Raw genomic sequence first — 19845 nt, forward strand, 5'->3', positions numbered from 1 at the left:
CTTCATCAATGGCAGAACACTGACTTGGTTTGACTACCGCCTTCATTTCTAAGACAATCATTGTTTATCGACCTCAAACAACTTATTTTATATTAACCTGTATAGCACAAATTGTCAAGATTTTGTAAACACCGAAGCTCTTACATTGAGCCTGTCGAAATGTGTCGAAATGTCGTGCTTCGCTGTTTTATACTGGTCGGGGTTTCATCCCGTCAGTGAAACTGAGGGTCTTCACTCGACATTTAAGATAAAATTAACTTTTTGATCCTTCTCCCAATTTACCCTATGGTTAGCAGTGCCGCTCGTCCAAGACCTTCCTTAAAAACCCTCTGGCAAAAGATAGAATCTTCTCCCTTGCCAGAAACCGAGGAATCGATTATTTTAAGAATTCTGGTGCAAGCTTTAGTAATCGTGGGTATTATCGCCACCGATGTGGCTACTGATAGTTATACCAGTATTTGGGCGGTTCCTCTCAGTATTATCGGCGGAATCTGGAGTTGGCGACGCAGGAAAAAGCGCAATATCGGGGCAAAATTTTGTATAGCGATCGGAATGTTAGTGGTGTTGGCGCTATTCTTGGGTAATATCGTTGCGATGCAGGATAGTCGCATTGCCTTAACACAATTATTAATTCAACTGCAAATTCTCCATAGTTTTGACCTGCCCCGACGCAAAGATTTAGGGTATTCTATGGTAATCGGTTTAATTCTCTTGGGAGTCGCCGGGACAATCTCCCAAACCCTCGCTTTTGCGCCTTGGTTAATCCTCTTTCTGCTTTTATCCCTACCTACCCTAGTTTTAGACTATCGTTCTCGTTTAGGCTTAGATAATCTCAATCAGAGTCTCCCTTTCTTCTCAAAGAAACCCCCGCGTCTAGCCACAAAAAAATTATTTTCCCCGCAAAATTCTCCCCTTTCTCCCAAACGTTTCGGGATTTTCTTTCTGACAATTCTCCTCTTGGGATTGACAATTTTTGCCCTGATGCCGCGTTTTCCGGGTTATCAAATTCAATCTTTTCCCGTCAATAGTCCCGAAGGTATGGAAAATCAGGATTTTGAACAGGGAGACAGACAAATCGTTAACCCCGGCTATGTGCGCGAGGGTGAAACGGGGAATGGTGGCGTAAATGGCGGTAATAGTCCCACTACAGGGTCAGGACAGCTAGATTCTACCTTTTATTACGGTTTTAACCCCCAAATCAACCAAAATCTGCGGGGAAGTATGACTCCCCAGACAGTCATGCGGGTACGTTCTCAAGCCCCCGGATTCTGGCGCGCCATGGCCTTTGATCGCTATACTGGTCAAGGGTGGGAAATCTCACGAGATCAAGAATTAGAGGATTTAAATCGCAGTAGTTGGTCCTATCGCTTTTTTGTGCCGTTACCTGCAACCCAAGCCAAAACCCATCAGGTAGTCCAAACTTACAGCATTGTCTCCAGTTTACCGAATATTATCCCCGCTCTTGCTTCGCCCCAGTATCTCTTTTTTCCTACTCGACAGGTATCTTTAGACCGAGAAAATAGCTTAAGGTCGCCGGGGGGATTAGCGGAAGGGCTAACTTATACTGTAATCTCACAAGTGCCGGAACGCAATCGCAGCCAACTGCGATCGGCCCCAGAAACCTACCCTAAGTCTATTCTCAAGTATTATTTACAAATTCCTGCCGAAATTGCCCCGAAAGTCCGCCGAAAAACCGAGGAATTGCTGGCCAAATCTCCCACACCTTTAACCTCTCCCTACGAGAAGGCCCTATATTTGGCCCAAGCATTGAAGCAAAACTATGAATTAAAAACCGATTTGCCCTTTTTAGCCGAAAATGAGGATTTAGTCTCGGCCTTTTTGTTTCGTTTTCAGGGGGGTTACGCCGATCATTTTTCCACCGTGTTAACGATTATGTTACGCTCGATCGGTATTCCTGCCCGATTAGCCACCGGTTTTGCCCCTGGCCAGTTTAATCCTTTCACTGGCTTTTATGTTGTCCAAAATACGGACGCTTACGCCATCACAGAGGTGTTTTTCCCTGGTTACGGTTGGTACACTTTCGATCCTATACCGGGCCGGGAATTAATTCCCCCATCCTTTGAGGAAGCGGAACCTTTTAGTGTCCTCAAGCAATTTTGGCAATGGGTAGCTGGATGGTTGCCCTCTCCAGTAACGGGTTTTCTCGGTCTGATTTGGGAAAATGTTATCGTTACTATCGGTAAGTTATTGGGATGGTTATGGCGCTTTATTTCTGGCAGTCTTTTAGGGGGAATTCTCGGCGGTTTAGTGGGGGTCGTCTTCGCTTACGCTGGTTGGTTAGGATGGCTACAGTTCCATCGTTGGCGTCGGGGTCGCAAGTTGGCAAAACTACCACCAATCGAGCGTTTATACCAGCAAATGTTAGGAATCTTAACAGAAGCTGGTTATGGTAAACATCCCGCTCAAACCCCTTTAGAATACGCCGCCGCCGCCCGCAGCGTCCAACCGCCGCCAGTGGCGAATATTATCGAGGAGATTGCTCGCGCCTACGTTGATTGGCGTTATGGCGGGAAATCGGCTAATATCGAGAGTTTACGCCAACGTTTTCGAGAGTTGCCCAAGCTAGTGAAAAAGTGAGCTTGAGCCTATAGTTAGTAACTGAAACTTCTAAATTTCGGTTTAATTTCTCCCTTGTAGAGTAAATACAGCGTTATTCACTCACTCAAAGTACAGTATTAATTGTAAAACTGTCGGTTAGAGGACTGTGCATAATGATCCCCGATCAATTTCATCGCCTTACTGTAACGCTGTCTGAAGGGAGGCTATTAATTTCGACTAAATTTCTTTACTACTAAACTAAGAAAATATAATTATGACAAACTATCAAACAGAAATCCGAATCAAAGTTCCTTTAGATGTTGCTGAAAATTATTGGAATGCAACCGAAGAAGAACGCCAAAAAATAGAAGAAAAAATCGCTTTTTATGTTCAATCCTCAACCTTATCTAGGAAGGAATCTCTGGACAAATTATATAAAACGATGGATACTATTGGACAAAAAGCGCAAGAAAGAGGATTAACCCCCGAAATTTTAGAATCTCTCTTAAATGAAGATGAATAGACGCTTTGTTATCGATACCAATGTTATTTTTAGTTCTGTTCTATCGCCCAAGAGTAAACCTAATACTGCTTTTAAAAAAGCTCAACACTTAGGAATTATTATCGTATCTCCTGCCACTTGGCAAGAACTAGAAACTGTCTTATCTCGACCAAAATTTGATCGCTATATTAGTCTTGATGAACGCAAACAATTTTTATTGGACTTCTCTGAAACTGTTGAGTTCGTCTCAAAAATAGACTTTAGGACGGATATTTGTCGAGATACTAAAGATAATAAATATGGTTCTTCGGTTTGTGTTATGCAATGGACGGGAGTTATAAGGGGTGAAACCCTTATATAGAAAGACATTGCTTCGATTTTTGCCAATTCCGATTTCTGCCCCCTGATCGAACCATACCAAGTAACGAAGAACCATAAATATTTGGAATTAGCCGTTAATGGCAAAGCAGAGTCAATCATTACAGGGGATCAAGATTTATTGATTTTACATCCTTTTCAATCTATCAATATTGTTACTGTTAATAATTTTTTACTCAGCAATTAGGACGATTACTCTTATTATGTATGGCTAAAGCCATTACTACCAACCAAAAGGCGATCGCTGGTTAGTTAAATGCTATGAGTATTCCTAAAAAAGAAATAGAAACAAATTATCAAAATCTATTGTCTAACTAATTCATAATTGATAACTTTAAGGGAGGATTAATCAATCATGTTAACAATTAATCTAGATCATGAATCAGAAAAATATTTAATTGAAATTTTGTCAGAAGAAAAAATAAATAGCCAAGAATTAGTCAAAAAACTTTTGCGTAACCATTGGATTACTCTAAAAAAATCGCCAACAATTTTAGAAAGAATGGGTGGTTATCCTGAACATTTATTAGACGAAAAAGAAGACTTGTCTGACAGAGATATTCGTAGGGAAAAAATTGCTAAATATTTGCGCCAAAAACATGAACGCCATGAATAGTTATGACTGAATATTACCCCTTTATCTTTATTGATACAGGAATTATCGTCGCATTTTACAATAAAGGTGATCGTTATCATCAACAAGTTGTTAATTTTTTTGCTAATTGTAGTAGTCAATTAATTACGACTGTTGGCTGTGTAACTGAAACTATGTGGTTACTTGCACCAGATGTAAAAGTTCAAACAGAGTTTTTATCAGCCTTAGAAAAGGGAGTATTTATTGCTGAACATTTACTATCAGAAGATTATCAAAAAATCAAGCAATTAAATCAGATTTACCAAGACTTACCTGCTGATTTCACTGATTTATCGTTAATAGCGATTTCTGAAAGATTAAATATACCTGCTATTGCCACTTTAGATAAAGATTTTGATATTTATCGCCGTTATCGTAATCAATTTTTTATCAGAGTTTTTTATCCTCAGTAGTGCGATTACTCTTATTATCTATGGCTAAAGCCATTACTACCAACCAAAGGGCGATCGCAAGTTTTCGGGTTATTTGTATGCCGTAGAGTTTGTCATTTTCTCCTTTATTAAAATCCCTCAATCTCCTAACTATCTTCAGGACTAAATTGAGAAAGCATAATTATGACAAATTATCAAACAGAAATCAAAGTTCCTTTAGATGTTGCTGAAACTTAGAGGAGATATAACGTTTCTTGTACCGATTTCCAATCCCCTTCAGATAGCAAAACTGCATTACCATCGCATCCCTCAATAATAATGGGTTCGTGGGAAACAGTCACTGAATCAATCAAATCCTGCAACTTTTGTTGAGCCTCATTAACCGGGATCATAAATCCTCCTAATTGTTTTCTACCGGCGCCGAAAGAAAATCCTCCGATAATCCTAGCGCCAATTACCCAAACCTGACTCCATTCGCAACTATCTCGGCGCTTACCCTAACGGCACTGGTCAGGCGATATTCTGACTTTATTCCAAACGACAAGTTTAAACAAATCTAAGCGCTTTCCTCACTAGATAATCGTCCTTCAATCGGTTCGTATTCATCTTCCAAGAGCCAGAGTTGAGCCTCTTCATAATCTGGAAACGCCTTGACGAGACGGTACTTTTCAGCAGGATCGAAGACATAACACCCTCTCGTCTCATCGATCAACACTAGCAGGATATAGGGAGGGGACTGCATGGAATCCACCCAAACTTCTAGGAAGCGCCAATTATCCTTCACTAGGTCGGGTTCGAGGAATTGCGTGATATTGGTTGTTTGCATTAATCTTAACCTCGCCGTAGAATCAAAGAAGACTTTAAACCATCTGGGCTAATTCGACAACCAATCGCTTCGGCAAAAAATAGCCCATAGCGTTCATAGTTTCGAACATTGCCCGTGTATTCACCCCTTTCCATGATAGCCTGAATAACTCGTAGCATTGTATCTTCATCTTTAAACACATGAATAGCTCGTCCTCTTAACAGTAATCTCCGTGATTGTGGAGTATTCGGTAGATGTTTAGAAATATGCTTAGTGTCAAGAAAAATCTCGCGATTAATTCCGCTCATAATGGTTAGACTTCGGCGTTTCTAATAATTGCTGGAATCGGCAGGGCGTCTTCCGCTAAAGCCGCAATATAACCGGTAATCGCCTCTTTTATATTAATCAAGGCTTCTTCTTTCGTTTTTCCCTGACTAACACAGCCTTTGAGACTTGGACACTCCACAATCCAATAGCCATCTTCGTCTCGATGTACAATGACTTGCCTCATTTTCCCACTCGCTCTTTAAGAAGTGTTAATAATTACCCCTAATCATAGCAAGCAACTCAGCCAAATTTATTTACCGTTCCTGCATTATCCTTCCCCCAACGTCATCTCTAGATTTAGTCCAGGCACTGAAGAATACTTACACTAGCGGCTCTGGTTTTTAGCAACCAAAGTAAATTACATATCTTAAATTGAGAGTAACTAAACTTGACAATCGGTTTAACAATGCGCTAGAGTAACTGAAACTTCTAAACTGTAACGCTGGCTGAAGGGAAGCTATTAATTTCAACTAAATTTCTTTACTACTAAACTAAGAAAATATAATTATGACAAACTATCAAACAGAAATTAAAATCAAAGTTCCCTTAAACGTTGCTCAAAATTATTGAAATGCAACGGAAGAAGATCGTCAAAAAATAGCAGAAAAAATTGCTTTTTATGTTCAATCTTCAACCTTATCTAGAAAAGAATCTCTGGACAAATTATATAAAACGATGGATACTATTGGACAAAAAGCGGAAGAGAGAGGATTAACACCTGAAATTTTAGAATCTCTCTTAAATGAAGATGACTAAACGCTTTGTTATCGATACCAATGTTATTATCAGTTAATATCGAGAGTTTACGCCAACGTTTTCGAGAGTTGCTCAAGCTAGTGAAAAAGTGAGCTTGAGAGCAGTTATCTTAATGGTGAGGTACGAAGTTTTCGTTTTGGGGAGTCGATCGCCGGTCGTCCATAGCAAATTAGGTTATACTTCATCTTGATGAGAAACGCTATAAACAAGACTATGTTAAGAAATGTAATCAAGGCCGAAACCCTTACTGTTGCCTTGTCTGCACAGTTAACTTTATTTTTGTCCGACTACTGAAATTCTCAGCCAGCAATTTAAGTAGGGAGGCACAATTATTTGTAGGATGGGTTAGCGGTAGCGTAACATGAGCAGGCGTTGGGTTTCATGCTTCAACCCAACCTACGTTCATCTTATATTTAATTCCAGCCAGCAATTTATAAGCAGATCAATGTCATCTTGTCAAGTATTTGAACAATCAATTCAGATTAAAGCTAGTGCCACGACGGTGGAGCGTTGTATCACGGATTTAGAGTTAATGCGTCGTTGGTTGAATCCGGTGTTAGTTTGTGAACCTATCGGCGATTGGAAGACCGATATCGGTGGTAGAAGTCGTTTTTTGATTCAAATTCCCCTAATTCAGCCGACGCTGAAAAGTACGGTGATTGAGAGAGAACCGGGGTTAATTGTCTGGCAATTTGAAGGCTTTTTTCGCGGTTGCGATCGCTGGGAATGTCAACCCAATGATGGCGGCACTTGTCTAATCAATCGTTTTGAGTTTGCCATTCCTAATCCAGTTGTGGGGTGGGGATTCCAGCAATTCGCCGCCAAATGGACGAAAAAGGATATGGAAGCGCAATTAAGACGCTTAAAACGAGTAGCCGAGGAAATTTATCTACTTTCAGCAACAAGTTAAGCTGATGCAGTGGTAAGCGGGGGGTGTTGGGGATGGGAGAATACTCTTATCCCCAACACCTAAACCCCTGATCCCTAATCGATCGAGATCGACTGGGGACTGTTGCCGTTATCCTGATTATTGTCGTTAAAACTGACTAATCCCTGCTGTTCCAACCATTTTTTGAGGGGATCGTCCGAAAGTTTCAAGCGCAGTAATCCCGAGGCAAAACCACCGAAAAAAGCGATCGGTTGTTGAATCAGTTCTTTAACAACGGGTTGTAATTCATCGAGAAACATCTTATTCTATCTCCTGATATTGTCACACCTATCAATGTTAAGTTAATTGAAGTGATTCTGTAAGACTAGCATGACTGAAACTTCCGACACGGCGAAAAAATCTTTCCGGCTAACCCCGTTTATTTTCCTGGGAATACTGCTCATCTGGCTAGGAATTAGGTTAATTGCTCCCGATAGCGTTAGTTTATTCGCTGGCACTCGTCCCGATTATTTGGGAGTCAGGGAGGGTAAACTGGCCCCTTGTCCGGTCACTCCTAATTGTGTTAGTAGTCAGAGTCAGGATCAGGCTCATTCGATCGAACCCCTTAGTTATCAGGGTAGCGGCCAAGAAGCGATCGAGCAATTAGCTAAAATTATCGCTTCCCAACCGAGAACTAAAATTATTAACCAAGATAGTAACTATCTCTACGCCGAATTTAGCAGTCAATGGATGGGATTTGTCGATGATCTGGAATTTTCTCTCAATCCTAACAAAAATGCGATCGATGTTCGCTCGGCCTCCCGGTTAGGAGAATCGGATTTAAATGTCAATCGAGAGCGAGTGGAAACCCTAAGAAAACTCTTTTCAGTAAACAGTAAACAGTGAGCAGTGAGCAGTGAGCAGTGAGCAGTAAACAGTGAGCAGTAAACAGTGAGCAGTAAACTGCTATTTGATGATGCTAACTTAAAACTCAAAACTGATAACTGATAACTGATAACTGATAATTGAATACTATAAACTTGAAAAATTATGTTTCGTCCCCAACCGATACCAGCAAAAGCAGGACAGGAATCCGTCTGGGATTATCCGCGTCCCCCGCGCCTAGAATTATCGCCTAAACACCTAAAAATTATCTTTAATGGGGTGATAATTGCCGATACTAAAAGCAGTTATCGAGTTCTAGAAACCAGTCATCCCCCAGTTTATTATCTACCACCCCAAGATATTAAAATGGAATACCTGCAAGCGACAGCAGAAAAGTCTTTTTGTGAGTGGAAAGGTCTAGCGGGATATTACAATATCACCGTTGGCGACCAACAGGTAATTAACGCCGCTTGGTATTATCCGGAGCCAACACCAGAGTTTCAGGCAATTAAGGATTATCTGGCTTTTTATCCCGCCAAAATGACCGCTTGTTATGCCGACGGTGAATTAGTACAAGCGCAACCGGGTAACTTTTACGGGGGATGGATAACCTCCGATGTGGTTGGTCCGTTTAAAGGCGTTCCCAATAGTTGGGGCTGGTAATCAGGTTAAGTAAGTAGTCGTGCAAAATTAACTTCTTGGTTAGGAAAGGCAAAAGGCAAAAGGCAAGAGGCAGCTTTGTTCTCCCTACACCCCACACCCTACACCCCACACCCTACACCCCACACCCTACACACCGTTAACTCCTAGTTTCTACTTTTGACGAGAAATTATGACTATATCCCAACCCGATCTAGAACCCACTTGGATGACGATTATTCGCCTCTTGCGCTGGGATAAACCCGCCGGTAGGTTAATTTTGATGATTCCCGCTTTATGGGCGGTATTTTTGGCGGCAGACGGGGTGCCACCGCTACCCTTGATCGGGGTGATCATTTTGGGAACTTTGGCCACTAGCGCCGCCGGCTGTGTAGTTAACGATCTTTGGGATCGGGATATCGATCCACAAGTCGATCGCACCCGTAACCGTCCTTTAGCGGCCAGAGCTTTATCGATCAAGGTTGGTCTGATTATCGCTCTGATTGCTTTCTTTTCTGCCGCAATTTTAGCTTTATATCTGAATTTCCTGAGTTTTTGCCTATGTTTAGCCGCCGTTCCCTTGATTATCTGCTATCCTCTGGCCAAGCGTTTTTTTCCTGTACCCCAATTGGTTCTTTCTCTCGCTTGGGGTTTTGCCGTTTTAATCTGTTGGAGTGCCGTCACTGGGTCGTTAAATAGTAATACATTTATATTATGGGGAGCGGTGATTTTTTGGACATTGGCATTTGATACAATTTATGCTCTGTCCGATCGAGAGGATGATCTCAAGGTTGGTATTAACTCTAGTGCCATATTTTTCGGCAAATACGCCCCGGAAGCCGTGGGGGTCTTTTTTGCCCTAACAGTGGGTTTATTGGCTTGGGAGGGGCAAAAAATGCAGTTATCAGCCTCTTTTTGGCTAGGGTTGGGTCTAGCGGCGATCGCTTGGTTGCGTCAATACCGGCTGTTACGTCAATCGGATTTACCCAAACCAGTTTATGGTCAAATGTTCGGTCAAAATGTTTGGGTCGGTTTTATTTTATTAGCGGGTATGATTGCAGGGAGTTATTTTTAAATAAGTAAATCGAGTAATTTTTTACTCTTTCGGTCTTCCTAGGTGTTTTTTAAACTCGATCGCTCTAAAATTGAGTTAGTAAATTACCGAACCTTAACCAATGTCTAACTCGAAATCCGATAACGTTTGGGACTACAAACCCCGTTGGTGTCAACCTTGGTCTATTTTGTTGACAGGAATTACCCTGATTGCTGGGTGTTGGTTTTTAACCCAGCGTCTCTGGTTAACTCTACTCCTATCTATTCCCATACTCCTTTGGTGGTTTGTCTTCCTAATTCTTTATCCGCGGACGCTGCACCAACATTTAAACACAGAAAGAATCGGGGAAAGCATTGATTAAAACAGGAAAGACAGGACAGGGATTTTTATCCTGTAATTGACTACTTTCATCTCCGCGAAAAGTGTTCCAACGAAAAGGAGCTTTTTTTTCACTCGACATCCATAAAAGTCTTTTTGCTCGCGTCATCGCTACATACAAAAGTCGGTATTCTTCAGCTTTTTTAAGTTGTCCAGCTTCTAACCAAGCGCTTAAAGGTGGGGGAATAATTGGTATGCTGTCGGGGTTTAAATAGCGTTGGTGAACCGCTGCTCGAATTTGCGCTCTGGCCACTTCTGCGAGGGTAAAATCTCCCAAAAATTTCGCCCCATTGGGAACCCAAGGTTTACCAGGTATAATATCTTCGTGAAGAAAGGGAATAAAAACATAATCCCAGTCTAAACCCTTGGCTTTGTGCATAGTAATAATCGTCAGTTGTCCGGGACGAGTATAACAATCGTCGTTATCTTCTTCCACTCCTTCAAAGCGCTCGGAGGCGATAATTTCATTGAGAGTATTAATTGTATTTTTTAGGGAACTATTACCAGCAGTTTCCTGATAAATACGGGCGGTTAATTTTTGCAAAGTGGCTAATTCTGACCCCGAATATTGGAGAGTCATAGCGAAAAAAGATAAGAGTTGATAATGGGGTAATTCTAATCTAGCTTTTAATAGACTGCAGCAATAACGACGGGCGATTTTTTCGTTAGATTTGAGTTCAGGATCGAGGGGAGTGGGATAAAGAAATTGTTCGGGATAGGTAACTAAAGGATTTAAGTCTTGGGCAGTAATTAAACCCCTAAATTGTAGCACTTCTAAAGCCCCCTTGAGATAATCGGGAGAGTGGGGACGTTCGACAAAAGCTAATAGTTTCAGCATTTCGGCGGGAATTTGGGAAAAGCGATCAATCTCGTTAGCTTCAAAAAGTCTGATTTGATAACTTTTATAAAAATGGGCAAATTTTTGAGCAAAAAAGTGTCCCTGTCGATTTTCTCTAACGAGGATAGCCGCATTATGTTGAGGATTTTCTTGGAGTAATTTAACTAGACGTTTTTCAATTAATTCCACTGTTTGATAAATGTCATCGGGTTGATAAATTTCTAATCCTTTTCCCTCCTTAACTGGATTAGGTTGGGAATCTTCGGCACTGACGGGAAGAATCGCTTGAACTCGAAAAGGAGCCTCGGTAACTTTATGATTATCTTTCCCCTGTTTCCAATCTCGATCGACCCATTGTAAAACTAAATTAGCAGCTTCAATAATTCTAGTATTGCTGCGACCTGCTTGGTTCATAGTCGATAAATTGCCTTCGTTTTGACAACTTTCACAAAACCAATTAAAGTAAACAGGATCGGCAGGGGTAAAGGTAGAATTAATCGCTTGATTGGGATCGCCCACGCGAATTAAATTAGGTATTTCACCGTCATTATTTTTTGCTAAAATAGTAATTAGTTTTTCTTGGAGAGGACTAGAATCCTGTGCCTCATCTTCAAAGACTCCAAAGACAGATTTTTGCCATTGTCGGCGAATTTTTTCTTCATCTAATACTCGCAAGGCTCCTAAAATCATGTCATCATAATCTATATAGTTTTTCTGACGCATCAGGATTTCATACTGTTGGTACAAACCACTAGCAATAGCGAGAATTTGATAATTATCGTCGGTGTAGTGGCTTAATTCCCAGACTTGCTGCGGTGATAATCCCGAACTTTTTAGCTCATGAATGGCCGTATAGGCAAGACTAGGTAAAATTTCGGTTCTCAACACCGATTGACGGCGTAATCTTTCTGTTTCTTCCCCATCAAATTCCACTCCTTCTAATAACTTTTGATAACGAATTGGGTCAGTAATTAGCCATTTTTCCACCGAGTTTCTAATAATTCTGTGGCTAGGAGTCGGAATAACTAAGGTAGAAGATTCGAGGTATAATCCCGATAATTCCGGGTAACGACGGGCCAATTGTAGGGCCAGTCCGTGCAGAGTTTGGACGCTGAAACCCTGCGCTGAAAGTTGTAAATCTTGCAAGCGTTGTTTAATTTTAGCTTTAATACTAGCGGCAGCCGAGCGCGTGTAGGTGACAATAATTAACTGTTTTTTAGCATGAAGTTGCTCACGAGCAATAACCATAGCGGCAGCTACGGCCAAACTGTGGGATTTTCCTGCCCCCGGCACCGCAGAAATGGCCATTTTTCCCCCTTGCCAATCGGCTAATTCCTGTTGTCCGGCTCGCAGTTGTTGCCGGAGATTGACCAGTAAACTTTCTCGATCAATTACTTTAGTTTCGCTCATTATTCTACGCCAATTTTATTTTTAGTTTAATTGTATTACTATTAACACTGTCCACTTAAAACTGTAATCTGATAACTGATCACTGATCACTGATATGTAGCCAATTTTGTTGTACTTCTACCCGAATTTTGCCGGTTAAGGAGGAAGTGGCATCGCGATTAACACCGGTAATGAGATTAACCACTGACTCAACTTCGGCAAAATTAGGGGATGAGGGTAAATATTGAGCCAAAAATAAACGAATCACTCGTCTTTGTATCGCTAGAGGTAGAATTTGTAAAGGGGAGCGATCGAGTCTTTGTTGATCTAGATCGATAACCTGGCGAAAAATATCCTGGGCAATACTATCTAAATAATCGCTTTCTGCTTCCAAAATTTCGGCAGTTTGGGCGAGATGTTTTTCGATTTGGGGATTTAAATTAGTTTGCAGGTAGGGTAATAATTCCTGACGGATGCGATTGCGAGCATAGCGTAAATTCTCATTAGCTCGATCGTACCAGATCGGTAATTCTCGACTTTGACAAAAAGCGAAAGTTTCCCCGCGAGTGACATTTAAGAGGGGACGGACTAAAAAAATATCTGGGGTTAAACTTGTCAACCAAGTTAAGGCAGAAAGTCCATCACTACCTGCCCCGCGCATGAGATTATAAAGAAAAGTTTCCGCTCGATCGCTCCTCGTGTGTGCCGTGAGAAGATAATTAAAACCCTGTTCTTGGGCTATTGTTTGTAAAGCTTGATAACGCCATTGTCTGGCCTTGGCTTCAGTTTCCGCCATGGGGGGTGCGGTGGTAATATAAACAGGTAATTGCCAAATTTCGGCGATTTTCTGCACATGAGTGACTAATCCTCGGTCGGAGGACCAACGGTGATCACAATGAGCGATCGCTAGTTGCCAACCCCAACGAGAGCGCAAATCCAGCAATAATTGCCCTAAACAGAGGGAATCCTGACCTGCCGACAATGCCACTAACAGAGACGCATTTTTAGGTAGTAATTGTCCCTTTTTCACCGTGGTTTCCAGACGAGTATGGAGAGGTGTCCAAAAATTAGCCAAAATTTTTAGATTTATTTACTTGACAAGGGTGTGGAAAGTATTTTCAGTGAACAGTGAACAGTGAACAGTAATCAGTGATCAGTAAACAGTGAAAAGACAGTAGGAAACTGCTATTTAATACTGCTCACTTAATACATAATGCTCACTTAAAACTCAAATCTGGTAACTGATAACTGATAACTGATAACTGATAACTGATAACTGATAACTGATAACTGATAACTGATAACTGATAACTGGTAACTGGTAACTGATAACTGATTTAAGCTTGCCAATTAACCCAATCTTGGGGTTTTAGGAAGACATCATAGAGTTTTGCTTCTGGGGTGTTTGGTGCAGGTTGATAACAGTATTCCCAACGGACTAAAGGAGGTAAAGACATCAAAATCGACTCGGTACGACCGTTAGTTTGCAGCCCAAAAATTGTGCCACGATCATAAACTAAATTAAATTCTACATAACGACCGCGACGATAGAGTTGAAACTGACGTTCTCTGTCACCGTATTCCGTCGAGTGCCGTTTCTGGACAATGGGAACGTAAGCGGGTAGAAAAGCCCGGCCACAGTCATTAATGAAACTAAAAATTTCTTCCCAGTTGCGGGGTTGTTGGGGAGATAATTTTTCTGAATAGATAGCGGCATCACTTTCGGCAAAAGGACCACGATAGAGAGGGTCTAAACCGTCTTGGTAATCAAAGAAAATCCCGCCGATGCCTCTGGCTTCCTGACGATGATTGAGATAAAAATATTCATCACACCAGCGTTTAAAAACGGGATAATATTCGGGATGATGTTGGTCGCAAACCTGTTTAAAAGTGCGGTGAAAATGACTAGCATCTTCTTCAAAAGCATAGTAGGGAGTTAAATCAGCGCCACCGCCAAACCACCAAACCGGACCTGCTTCAAAATAGCGATAATTGAGGTGAACTGTGGGAATATAAGGATTGCGAGGATGCAAGACCATCGAGGTTCCCGTGGCATAAAATTCATGACCAGCAGCCTCGGGCCGTTGTTTGGCAATGCTAGGAGGTAATTCTTTCCCCCAAACTTCCGAAAAATTCACCCCTGCTTGTTCAAAAATTGCCCCTTCCCGCAAAACTCGCGAACGTCCGCCGCCACCTTCGGGCCGTTGCCAACTATCTTCGATAAATTTTGCTTGTCCATCCACTTCTTCTAATCCCTGACAAATTTCATCCTGTAGGGATTTCATAAATTCACTGACGCGGCTACGGCTGTCACTGGCGGGCAAATTGGCAAGGGTGGGGGTTGTGGTGAATGCAGTCATACTCAAGGATCAAAGTTGATAACTCAGTGATTATATTACTACTGGGTGATGAAACGGACGCTCTTCGATACTTAACTTAACATTTAGACGGATTGGAAGTGGGGAAGTGGGGGAGTGGGGAGAATAAATAAAAATAATCTCCTGACGACCGGCGACCGGCTCCTGAATTTCGCCAGAATTAGTCTCAATCAGGTTTTTTTAAGAGTTTTGCCCCACAGTTTTTACAAAAATTGGCATCTATATCGTGACGGGGTAAACCACAATCTGGACAAGGATAATCAATTTGAGTGCCAGATTTTAATAGTTGTTTAGTCAGATCGCTAATTTGCAAGGGAATTAACAAAACTCCCGTTAAAATCATTAAAACTGCCACCATTTTGCCCCCATCAGAAAGGGGAGTTACATCCCCAAATCCCACGGTAGTCATAGTCACGACAGCAAAGTAAAAAGCATCAAAAAATGTCCGATAAACTTGGGGATTAATTGGGTGTTCGATCTGATAAATTAAACCTGCATAGACAAAAATAATCGAAAATAGAGTTAGTAATATGCGAGTAAATACTATCTGATCGGAAGTTTTAATCCGAAAAATAGAGAGATCGGAACCAAAAAAACGAATCACTCGCAAAATTCTAAACCAGCGAAAAATTCTAAAAAACCTAATATCAAAAAAACCAAAAAATAGGGGCAAAATTGACAATAAATCTAGAATGGAAAAAATATTAAAAACAAAGCCTAGTTTTGATTCCGCACACCAAAACCGAATTAAATACTCTAGAGAAAATAAGCTTAAAATTCCCCAATCAAGCTGACGTAACCACATTTGCCAAGTGACGGATAAGGGATAGGTTTGAGCCACATAAATCCCCAAAGATAGTAAAATTAATGCCAAGATAAGCAGATTTACCGTCAGTCCGATCGCCGTGGTGACATCCTCTAAATAAAAAGCTATTTTGGCACGAAAAGGGATCATAAATTAAGCTATCAGTAACCAGTAATCAGTGAACTGAAAGCTCACATCTGATAACTGATCACGGCTCACTGATTAAGGTAATTCCACCGAAGTTGGTTTAGCAATATGAGGTAAACCCCAACCCAATTTTTCCCGGAGGATGCGGAAGAATTCCGTGGATTGCAGGCGAATAAAATGGACTTGGTGGGGCGATTTCTGCACATTAATTCGATCTTCTGGCAAGATATAAGAACCGCCATTACCGTCCACTACCATCACCATCCGATTAGCAGTTGCTGGGAAAATATTTACCGTTTCCTTGTCAGAAAATACCAAAGACCTCGAAGCTAAAGAATGGGGACAAATCGGGGCTAATTGTAATACCGGCACATCAGGAGTTATTACTGGGCCCCCGGCGCTGAGAGCATAGGCAGTAGAACCGGTAGGAGTGGAGAGAATCACCCCATCGGCAGCGATATCGACGGGTGCGTGTTCACCAATTTGAATCTCAAAATGACACATACTGGTGAGGGGTTCCCGGTGGACGACCACCTCATTGAGAGAAAGTGCCTCCCAGAGGAGGGTATCTTCGCGAAACAGTCGCACCGTGATCATCGAGCGATTTTCGATGGTGTAATTCCCTTCTAAAACCTGCTCTAAGGCGGGTTCAAGCTGATTTAGGTAAATTTCGGTCAAAAAGCCCATGTGTCCCGTATTGACCGTTAACAGGGGCAAATTGAGGGTGGCCAACTGCCGGGCCGCCGATAGGACTGTACCATCGCCCCCCAACACGATCGCAAAACTTAAATCCTGATCGAAGTGGGGGGGGACTAACTGATCGATCGGGGTAAAACAAACCGGACGAGAGGGTTTGGAATGGCCTAGCAGGCCACCGCTGCCAGTAGCCATAAACACCTGCCAACCTAAAGAAAGTAGCTGATCTTGTATCTGATGGGCTGTTTTACAAGCGATAGGCTTAATATCGTTGTAAATAATGCCGATTTTGGGCATTGACAAATTTTCCTACTGCTGGTTCACGCTTTCTTTTTGAAAGGAGTTTTCTTCTTCTTCTGAGCTTTTTGTTTCTCGAAGTCGATTTCCTTGAGCTTCTTGAGAATGCGGCTAAAGTATTCTTGTAAATAGGATTCTAAAGTAGTTGTTTGACTCGGATCAAGGCCAAATACTTGATAAACTTCTTCCATTGGGCCATCAAGAGCTTGACCACTAGCGAGAACTTCCGCAAAAGCTAGTCGGTCAGATATATTATAAGTCCATTGGAAACAACGGCTTATTCCCCGCATAAAACGCAGTAATCCCATGGGTAAACGCCAAATTTTCCCCTCTTTACCCGATAAGCGTTCGCAAACTTCGATAATTTCTTCAGCTTTCCAAGCTTTGCTGCCCACCACAGGATAGGATTGACCGACGGTTTCGGGGACTTCTAGGGCGCGAACGGCGAATTTGGCGATATCTTGGGTGTCCATGTAGGCGATTGCTGTACTTTCCCCCGTGATCCAGACCGTTTGATTATCTAACATCGGGATGGCGTATTGACCGATTAAACCCTGCATAAAGCCACAGGGACGCAGAATTGTATATTTTAACCCCGATTCTGCTAGAAATTTCTCGGTACAGCGTTTTATCTCCATTAAAGGCACGTTGGGATATTTTTCGGCATTGAGAATCGAAAAGAAAATAAAGCGATCAACTCCCGCAGTTTTGGCCGCTTGAATCAGATTAACTTTACCATCCCAATCCACCTGTTTAATGCTGGCTGAGTCCGTCGCCCGGGCAGTAGCGGCATCGATCACCGCGTCCATTCCCTCTAAAGCGGCAATAATGGTACTCTTATCCCGTAGGGTTCCCCCGACTAATTCTGCGCCCCATTCCTTCAAAAAAGCCGCTTTTCTCTGACTGCGTACCAAACAACGCACTTGATGTCCCTGATCGATGGCATGACGCACGATCTGTCGCCCTAGGGTTCCTGTCGCACCGACAACTAATACTTTCATCTATAATTAATTTTTTGTTACATTTGTTAACACTTCTCTAAGATACTATCAAAAAAGTGGATCATTAGGGATAGAAAAATTCTAAGATTCCCCGATCCCCGTCCAGTTCTACCATTGTTCCCACCGGTAAAGCGGCATTATCGCCATCATGACCGAAAGGTAACTCAGCAATAACCGCAATGCCTAAATCGCCCAAACGCTCTTTTAAGACTTCCTCTACGGTTTGACTATCACTGTCGGGGGCTGCCAGACAACGGCTAAAACGACCGAGAGCAATGCCTTTAATTTGGGAGAAAATGCCCAGCATTCGCCACTGAGTTAACATTCGATCGATCCGGTAGGGGGCCTCGGTTACGTCCTCTAGGGCTAAAATTACCCCCTCTAGGGTGGGTTGAACCGAGGTTCCGAGGAGATGGGTGGCTACGGTTAAATTAGCTGGTAATAAGCGTCCCCGCACTTTGCCCCCACCCCAACCTTGACCGACAAGAGGGGCTAAAGGACGACCTTCCAGAAGAGAAAAGAGGCGATCAATTGATTGGGGACTTTCTTGGGCTAAGGTGGTTAAAACTGCCCCGTGAACGCTACAAATACCCTGTTTCGCTAAACTCCATAAAATCCCCGTCACGTCGGAAAAACCGATTAACCATTTCGGGTTAGTTTTTGCCCATGTCCAATTTTCCAAGAGGCGAGCGCTACCGTAACCCCCCCTAGCGCAGAGAATTGCTTGACAATCGGGATCTTGCCATGCTTGGGCTAAAGCTTGACGACGTTGCTCGTCGCTACCAGCGAGATAACCGAGACGATTGGCCCAATTCTCGCTAAATTCCACTTGATAACCCCTCGATCGCCAGATTTCTACGCCTTTTTCTAGGGCGGCTAATTCCTTGACGGCTCCACTGGTGGCCACCAGAGAAACTTTAGCACCGGGTTGCAGAAACGATGGGATGATCATAGGCAGATTAAGCTGAAATTACAGGCAATTTTGTGGCAGCATGAAAACTGACAGCATATTTTATCGAATGTTTCTCGATTTTCCCGATTCGTTCTTTGAATTAATTGAGCGAACGGATGCTATGGTTAGCAATTATCGATTTACTTCCCAAGAAGTTAAACAACTAGCTTTTCGATTGGATGGTTTATTTTTGCCGCTCGATCATCTAGAAAATTCGCCCTTTTATCTGGTAGAAGTGCAGTTTCAAAAGGATGAAGACCTATATTATCGATTATTTTCGGAACTTTTCTTATATCTTAGACAGTATAAACCTGTGTCACCCTGGCAGATAGTTGTAATTTATCCTAGCCGAGAAATTGAGCGAGAACATCCCCCGCAATTTGCCGATTTTTTATCCCTAGCAAGGGTTAAAAGAATCTATCTGGATGAATTGGCAAATGACGAGACTCCTTCCTTAGCGATCGCCATGATCAAATTGGTTACGGAAAGTGAGAGTCAAGCTATCAATTCTGCTAAGATTTTAATTAAACAGGCTCAAAGAGAAGTGAGCGATCGCTTAGTACAGAAAAATGTCATTGATTTAATCGAAACGATAATCATTTATAAATTACCCCAAAAAAGTCGAGAGGAAATTGAAGCTATGTTGGAACTGCAAGACCTAAAACAAACTCGTTTCTATCAAGAAGCTTTTGGAGATGGAATTGAACAGGGAATAAACTTGCAAAAATTGAAAACAATTCCTCTACTGCAAGACCTCGGTTTAACCCCGCAACAAATCTCGGAACGCTTAGACTTGAATCTGGAAACAGTGCTTAACTATTTGGCACAACAGCAACAATAATCAATCCTGTTTAAACAGTCTAGAAAAGCAGTAATTGCTAAGTAGTGGTAAAATGAATAGTAGCGAATCAGTGACCTTTAGGCTATCAGCGATAACTCGATGAATAACGACTTATTGACTTTTCTCTTTTGTGTTGCCCTTCTCATTCTCTATCTAGTTTTTTCAGCTTTAACCGAGATGGGAACAAAATGGCCTTGGACAAAAAAATAAGAGAAATACTTTTGACATCCTCGCCGCCGTAAACGGACGGTGATTCCTCACCACGCCACCTTTTTAAGATGGTCGCTGAATGGGGTTGACGCTTCACGGGATGCTGCTTCTTTA

24 protein-coding genes and 4 pseudogenes are annotated in these 19845 nt (G+C 42.1%); 13 read left to right on the top strand and 15 right to left on the bottom strand.

Annotated elements, in window-relative coordinates; genetic code table 11:
• Positions 1-61: pseudogene (locus BGL89_RS21520) on the bottom strand (transposase); the annotation flags it as partial.
• A 224-nt stretch (positions 62-285) separates the two neighbouring features.
• Between BGL89_RS21520 and BGL89_RS16590 the strand changes: the two are divergent.
• The 6 genes and pseudogenes from BGL89_RS16590 (at position 286) to BGL89_RS16615 (ending at position 4486) form a co-directional block, all read left to right on the top strand.
• Complete coding sequence (locus tag BGL89_RS16590; RefSeq protein ID WP_286826646.1) at positions 286-2598, top strand: transglutaminase TgpA family protein; 2313 nt, start codon at positions 286-288, stop codon at positions 2596-2598.
• Between the two features lie 235 nt (positions 2599-2833).
• Positions 2834-3082 carry a hypothetical protein gene (locus BGL89_RS16595; protein ID WP_286826647.1) on the top strand — a complete coding sequence of 83 codons (249 nt, stop codon included), beginning with the start codon at positions 2834-2836 and terminating at the stop codon, positions 3080-3082.
• The gene (locus BGL89_RS16600) at positions 3075-3422 is read left to right on the top strand and encodes a putative toxin-antitoxin system toxin component, PIN family (RefSeq protein ID WP_286826648.1); all 348 of its coding nucleotides are present in this window, start codon (positions 3075-3077) and stop codon (positions 3420-3422) included. The genes BGL89_RS16595 and BGL89_RS16600 overlap by 8 nt, the downstream gene beginning before the upstream one ends.
• A 75-nt stretch (positions 3423-3497) precedes the next feature.
• A pseudogene (locus BGL89_RS16605) lies at positions 3498-3626 on the top strand (putative toxin-antitoxin system toxin component, PIN family); the annotation flags it as partial.
• A 168-nt stretch (positions 3627-3794) separates the two neighbouring features.
• On the top strand, positions 3795-4055 hold the full coding sequence (locus tag BGL89_RS16610; RefSeq protein WP_286826649.1) for a hypothetical protein: 261 nt from the start codon (positions 3795-3797) through the stop codon (positions 4053-4055).
• Positions 4056-4057: 2 nt separating this feature from the next.
• Positions 4058-4486, top strand: a complete 429-nt coding sequence (locus BGL89_RS16615; protein WP_286826650.1) for a type II toxin-antitoxin system VapC family toxin — start codon at positions 4058-4060, stop codon at positions 4484-4486.
• A 212-nt stretch (positions 4487-4698) separates the two neighbouring features.
• Here BGL89_RS16615 and BGL89_RS16620 read toward each other — a convergent pair whose 3' ends face one another.
• The 5 genes from BGL89_RS16620 to BGL89_RS16635 all read right to left on the bottom strand — a co-directional run bounded on the left by BGL89_RS16620 (position 4699) and on the right by BGL89_RS16635 (position 5781).
• Positions 4699-4857 (bottom strand): type II toxin-antitoxin system Phd/YefM family antitoxin, encoded by a 159-nt coding sequence (locus tag BGL89_RS16620; RefSeq protein WP_004159063.1) that lies wholly within the window; start codon positions 4855-4857, stop codon positions 4699-4701.
• 164 nt (positions 4858-5021) lie between these two features.
• A complete protein-coding gene (locus BGL89_RS16625) occupies positions 5022-5249 on the bottom strand; it encodes a hypothetical protein (RefSeq protein ID WP_502692639.1) in 228 nt (75 codons plus the stop codon).
• Positions 5239-5295, bottom strand: a complete 57-nt coding sequence (locus BGL89_RS21525) for a hypothetical protein (RefSeq protein WP_502692640.1) — start codon at positions 5293-5295, stop codon at positions 5239-5241. Before BGL89_RS21525 ends, BGL89_RS16625 begins: the two co-directional genes overlap by 11 nt.
• A 1-nt stretch (position 5296) precedes the next feature.
• Positions 5297-5578: a DUF6972 family protein gene (locus tag BGL89_RS21530; protein WP_502692638.1), complete on the bottom strand. Its 282-nt coding sequence runs from the start codon at positions 5576-5578 to the stop codon at positions 5297-5299.
• 5 nt (positions 5579-5583) lie between these two features.
• Positions 5584-5781 carry a type II toxin-antitoxin system HicB family antitoxin gene (locus BGL89_RS16635; protein WP_286826653.1) on the bottom strand — a complete coding sequence of 66 codons (198 nt, stop codon included), beginning with the start codon at positions 5779-5781 and terminating at the stop codon, positions 5584-5586.
• A 323-nt stretch (positions 5782-6104) separates the two neighbouring features.
• Here BGL89_RS16635 and BGL89_RS16640 point away from each other — a divergent pair.
• Positions 6105-6353, top strand: a pseudogene (locus BGL89_RS16640) (hypothetical protein).
• A 445-nt stretch (positions 6354-6798) separates the two neighbouring features.
• Complete coding sequence (locus tag BGL89_RS16645; RefSeq protein ID WP_002778570.1) at positions 6799-7263, top strand: SRPBCC family protein; 465 nt, start codon at positions 6799-6801, stop codon at positions 7261-7263.
• Between the two features lie 74 nt (positions 7264-7337).
• Here the strand turns inward: BGL89_RS16645 and BGL89_RS16650 are convergent, their stop codons facing one another.
• Positions 7338-7541, bottom strand: coding sequence for a ssl0294 family protein (locus BGL89_RS16650; protein WP_002737727.1), 204 nt, complete (start codon positions 7539-7541; stop codon positions 7338-7340).
• 70 nt (positions 7542-7611) lie between these two features.
• On the opposite strand from BGL89_RS16650, the gene BGL89_RS16655 reads away from it, so the two are divergent.
• The 4 genes from BGL89_RS16655 (at position 7612) to BGL89_RS16670 (ending at position 10160) form a co-directional block, all read left to right on the top strand.
• On the top strand, positions 7612-8127 hold the full coding sequence (locus BGL89_RS16655; RefSeq protein ID WP_286826654.1) for a DUF1499 domain-containing protein: 516 nt from the start codon (positions 7612-7614) through the stop codon (positions 8125-8127).
• A 144-nt stretch (positions 8128-8271) separates the two neighbouring features.
• Positions 8272-8769, top strand: coding sequence for a DUF427 domain-containing protein (locus tag BGL89_RS16660; RefSeq protein ID WP_286826655.1), 498 nt, complete (start codon positions 8272-8274; stop codon positions 8767-8769).
• Positions 8770-8938: 169 nt separating this feature from the next.
• A complete protein-coding gene (locus BGL89_RS16665; RefSeq protein WP_286826656.1) occupies positions 8939-9820 on the top strand; it encodes a 4-hydroxybenzoate solanesyltransferase in 882 nt (293 codons plus the stop codon).
• A 100-nt stretch (positions 9821-9920) separates the two neighbouring features.
• Positions 9921-10160 carry a DUF6737 family protein gene (locus BGL89_RS16670; RefSeq protein ID WP_286826657.1) on the top strand — a complete coding sequence of 80 codons (240 nt, stop codon included), beginning with the start codon at positions 9921-9923 and terminating at the stop codon, positions 10158-10160.
• Here the strand turns inward: BGL89_RS16670 and BGL89_RS16675 are convergent.
• The 7 genes from BGL89_RS16675 to BGL89_RS16705 all read right to left on the bottom strand — a co-directional run bounded on the left by BGL89_RS16675 (position 10125) and on the right by BGL89_RS16705 (position 18680).
• Entirely contained in the window at positions 10125-12425 is a 2301-nt protein-coding gene (locus BGL89_RS16675) for an ATP-dependent helicase (RefSeq protein ID WP_286826658.1), read from the bottom strand. The two genes, BGL89_RS16670 and BGL89_RS16675, sit on opposite strands and share 36 nt — an antisense overlap.
• Positions 12426-12504: 79 nt before the next feature.
• Complete coding sequence (gene tilS, locus BGL89_RS16680; protein ID WP_286826659.1) at positions 12505-13479, bottom strand: tRNA lysidine(34) synthetase TilS; 975 nt, start codon at positions 13477-13479, stop codon at positions 12505-12507.
• 262 nt (positions 13480-13741) lie between these two features.
• Positions 13742-14764 carry an oxygen-dependent coproporphyrinogen oxidase gene (hemF, locus tag BGL89_RS16685; RefSeq protein ID WP_286826660.1) on the bottom strand — a complete coding sequence of 341 codons (1023 nt, stop codon included), beginning with the start codon at positions 14762-14764 and terminating at the stop codon, positions 13742-13744.
• Between the two features lie 184 nt (positions 14765-14948).
• Positions 14949-15737, bottom strand: a complete 789-nt coding sequence (locus tag BGL89_RS16690) for an ion transporter (RefSeq protein WP_286826661.1) — start codon at positions 15735-15737, stop codon at positions 14949-14951.
• Positions 15738-15809: 72 nt separating this feature from the next.
• Positions 15810-16727 (bottom strand): NAD(+) kinase, encoded by a 918-nt coding sequence (locus BGL89_RS16695; RefSeq protein WP_046663339.1) that lies wholly within the window; start codon positions 16725-16727, stop codon positions 15810-15812.
• Between the two features lie 23 nt (positions 16728-16750).
• Positions 16751-17728, bottom strand: a complete 978-nt coding sequence (locus BGL89_RS16700) for an SDR family oxidoreductase (RefSeq protein WP_286826662.1) — start codon at positions 17726-17728, stop codon at positions 16751-16753.
• A 64-nt stretch (positions 17729-17792) separates the two neighbouring features.
• Entirely contained in the window at positions 17793-18680 is an 888-nt protein-coding gene (locus tag BGL89_RS16705; RefSeq protein ID WP_286826663.1) for a S66 peptidase family protein, read from the bottom strand.
• 40 nt (positions 18681-18720) lie between these two features.
• Between BGL89_RS16705 and BGL89_RS16710 the strand changes: the two genes are divergently transcribed.
• The gene (locus BGL89_RS16710; protein ID WP_286826664.1) at positions 18721-19521 is read left to right on the top strand and encodes an Rpn family recombination-promoting nuclease/putative transposase; all 801 of its coding nucleotides are present in this window, start codon (positions 18721-18723) and stop codon (positions 19519-19521) included.
• A 142-nt stretch (positions 19522-19663) separates the two neighbouring features.
• Here BGL89_RS16710 and BGL89_RS16715 read toward each other — a convergent pair.
• Positions 19664-19845, bottom strand: a pseudogene (locus BGL89_RS16715) (hypothetical protein); the annotation flags it as partial.

The organism is Microcystis sp. LSC13-02, assembly GCA_002282935.1.
Lineage (GTDB): Bacteria > Cyanobacteriota > Cyanobacteriia > Cyanobacteriales > Microcystaceae > Microcystis.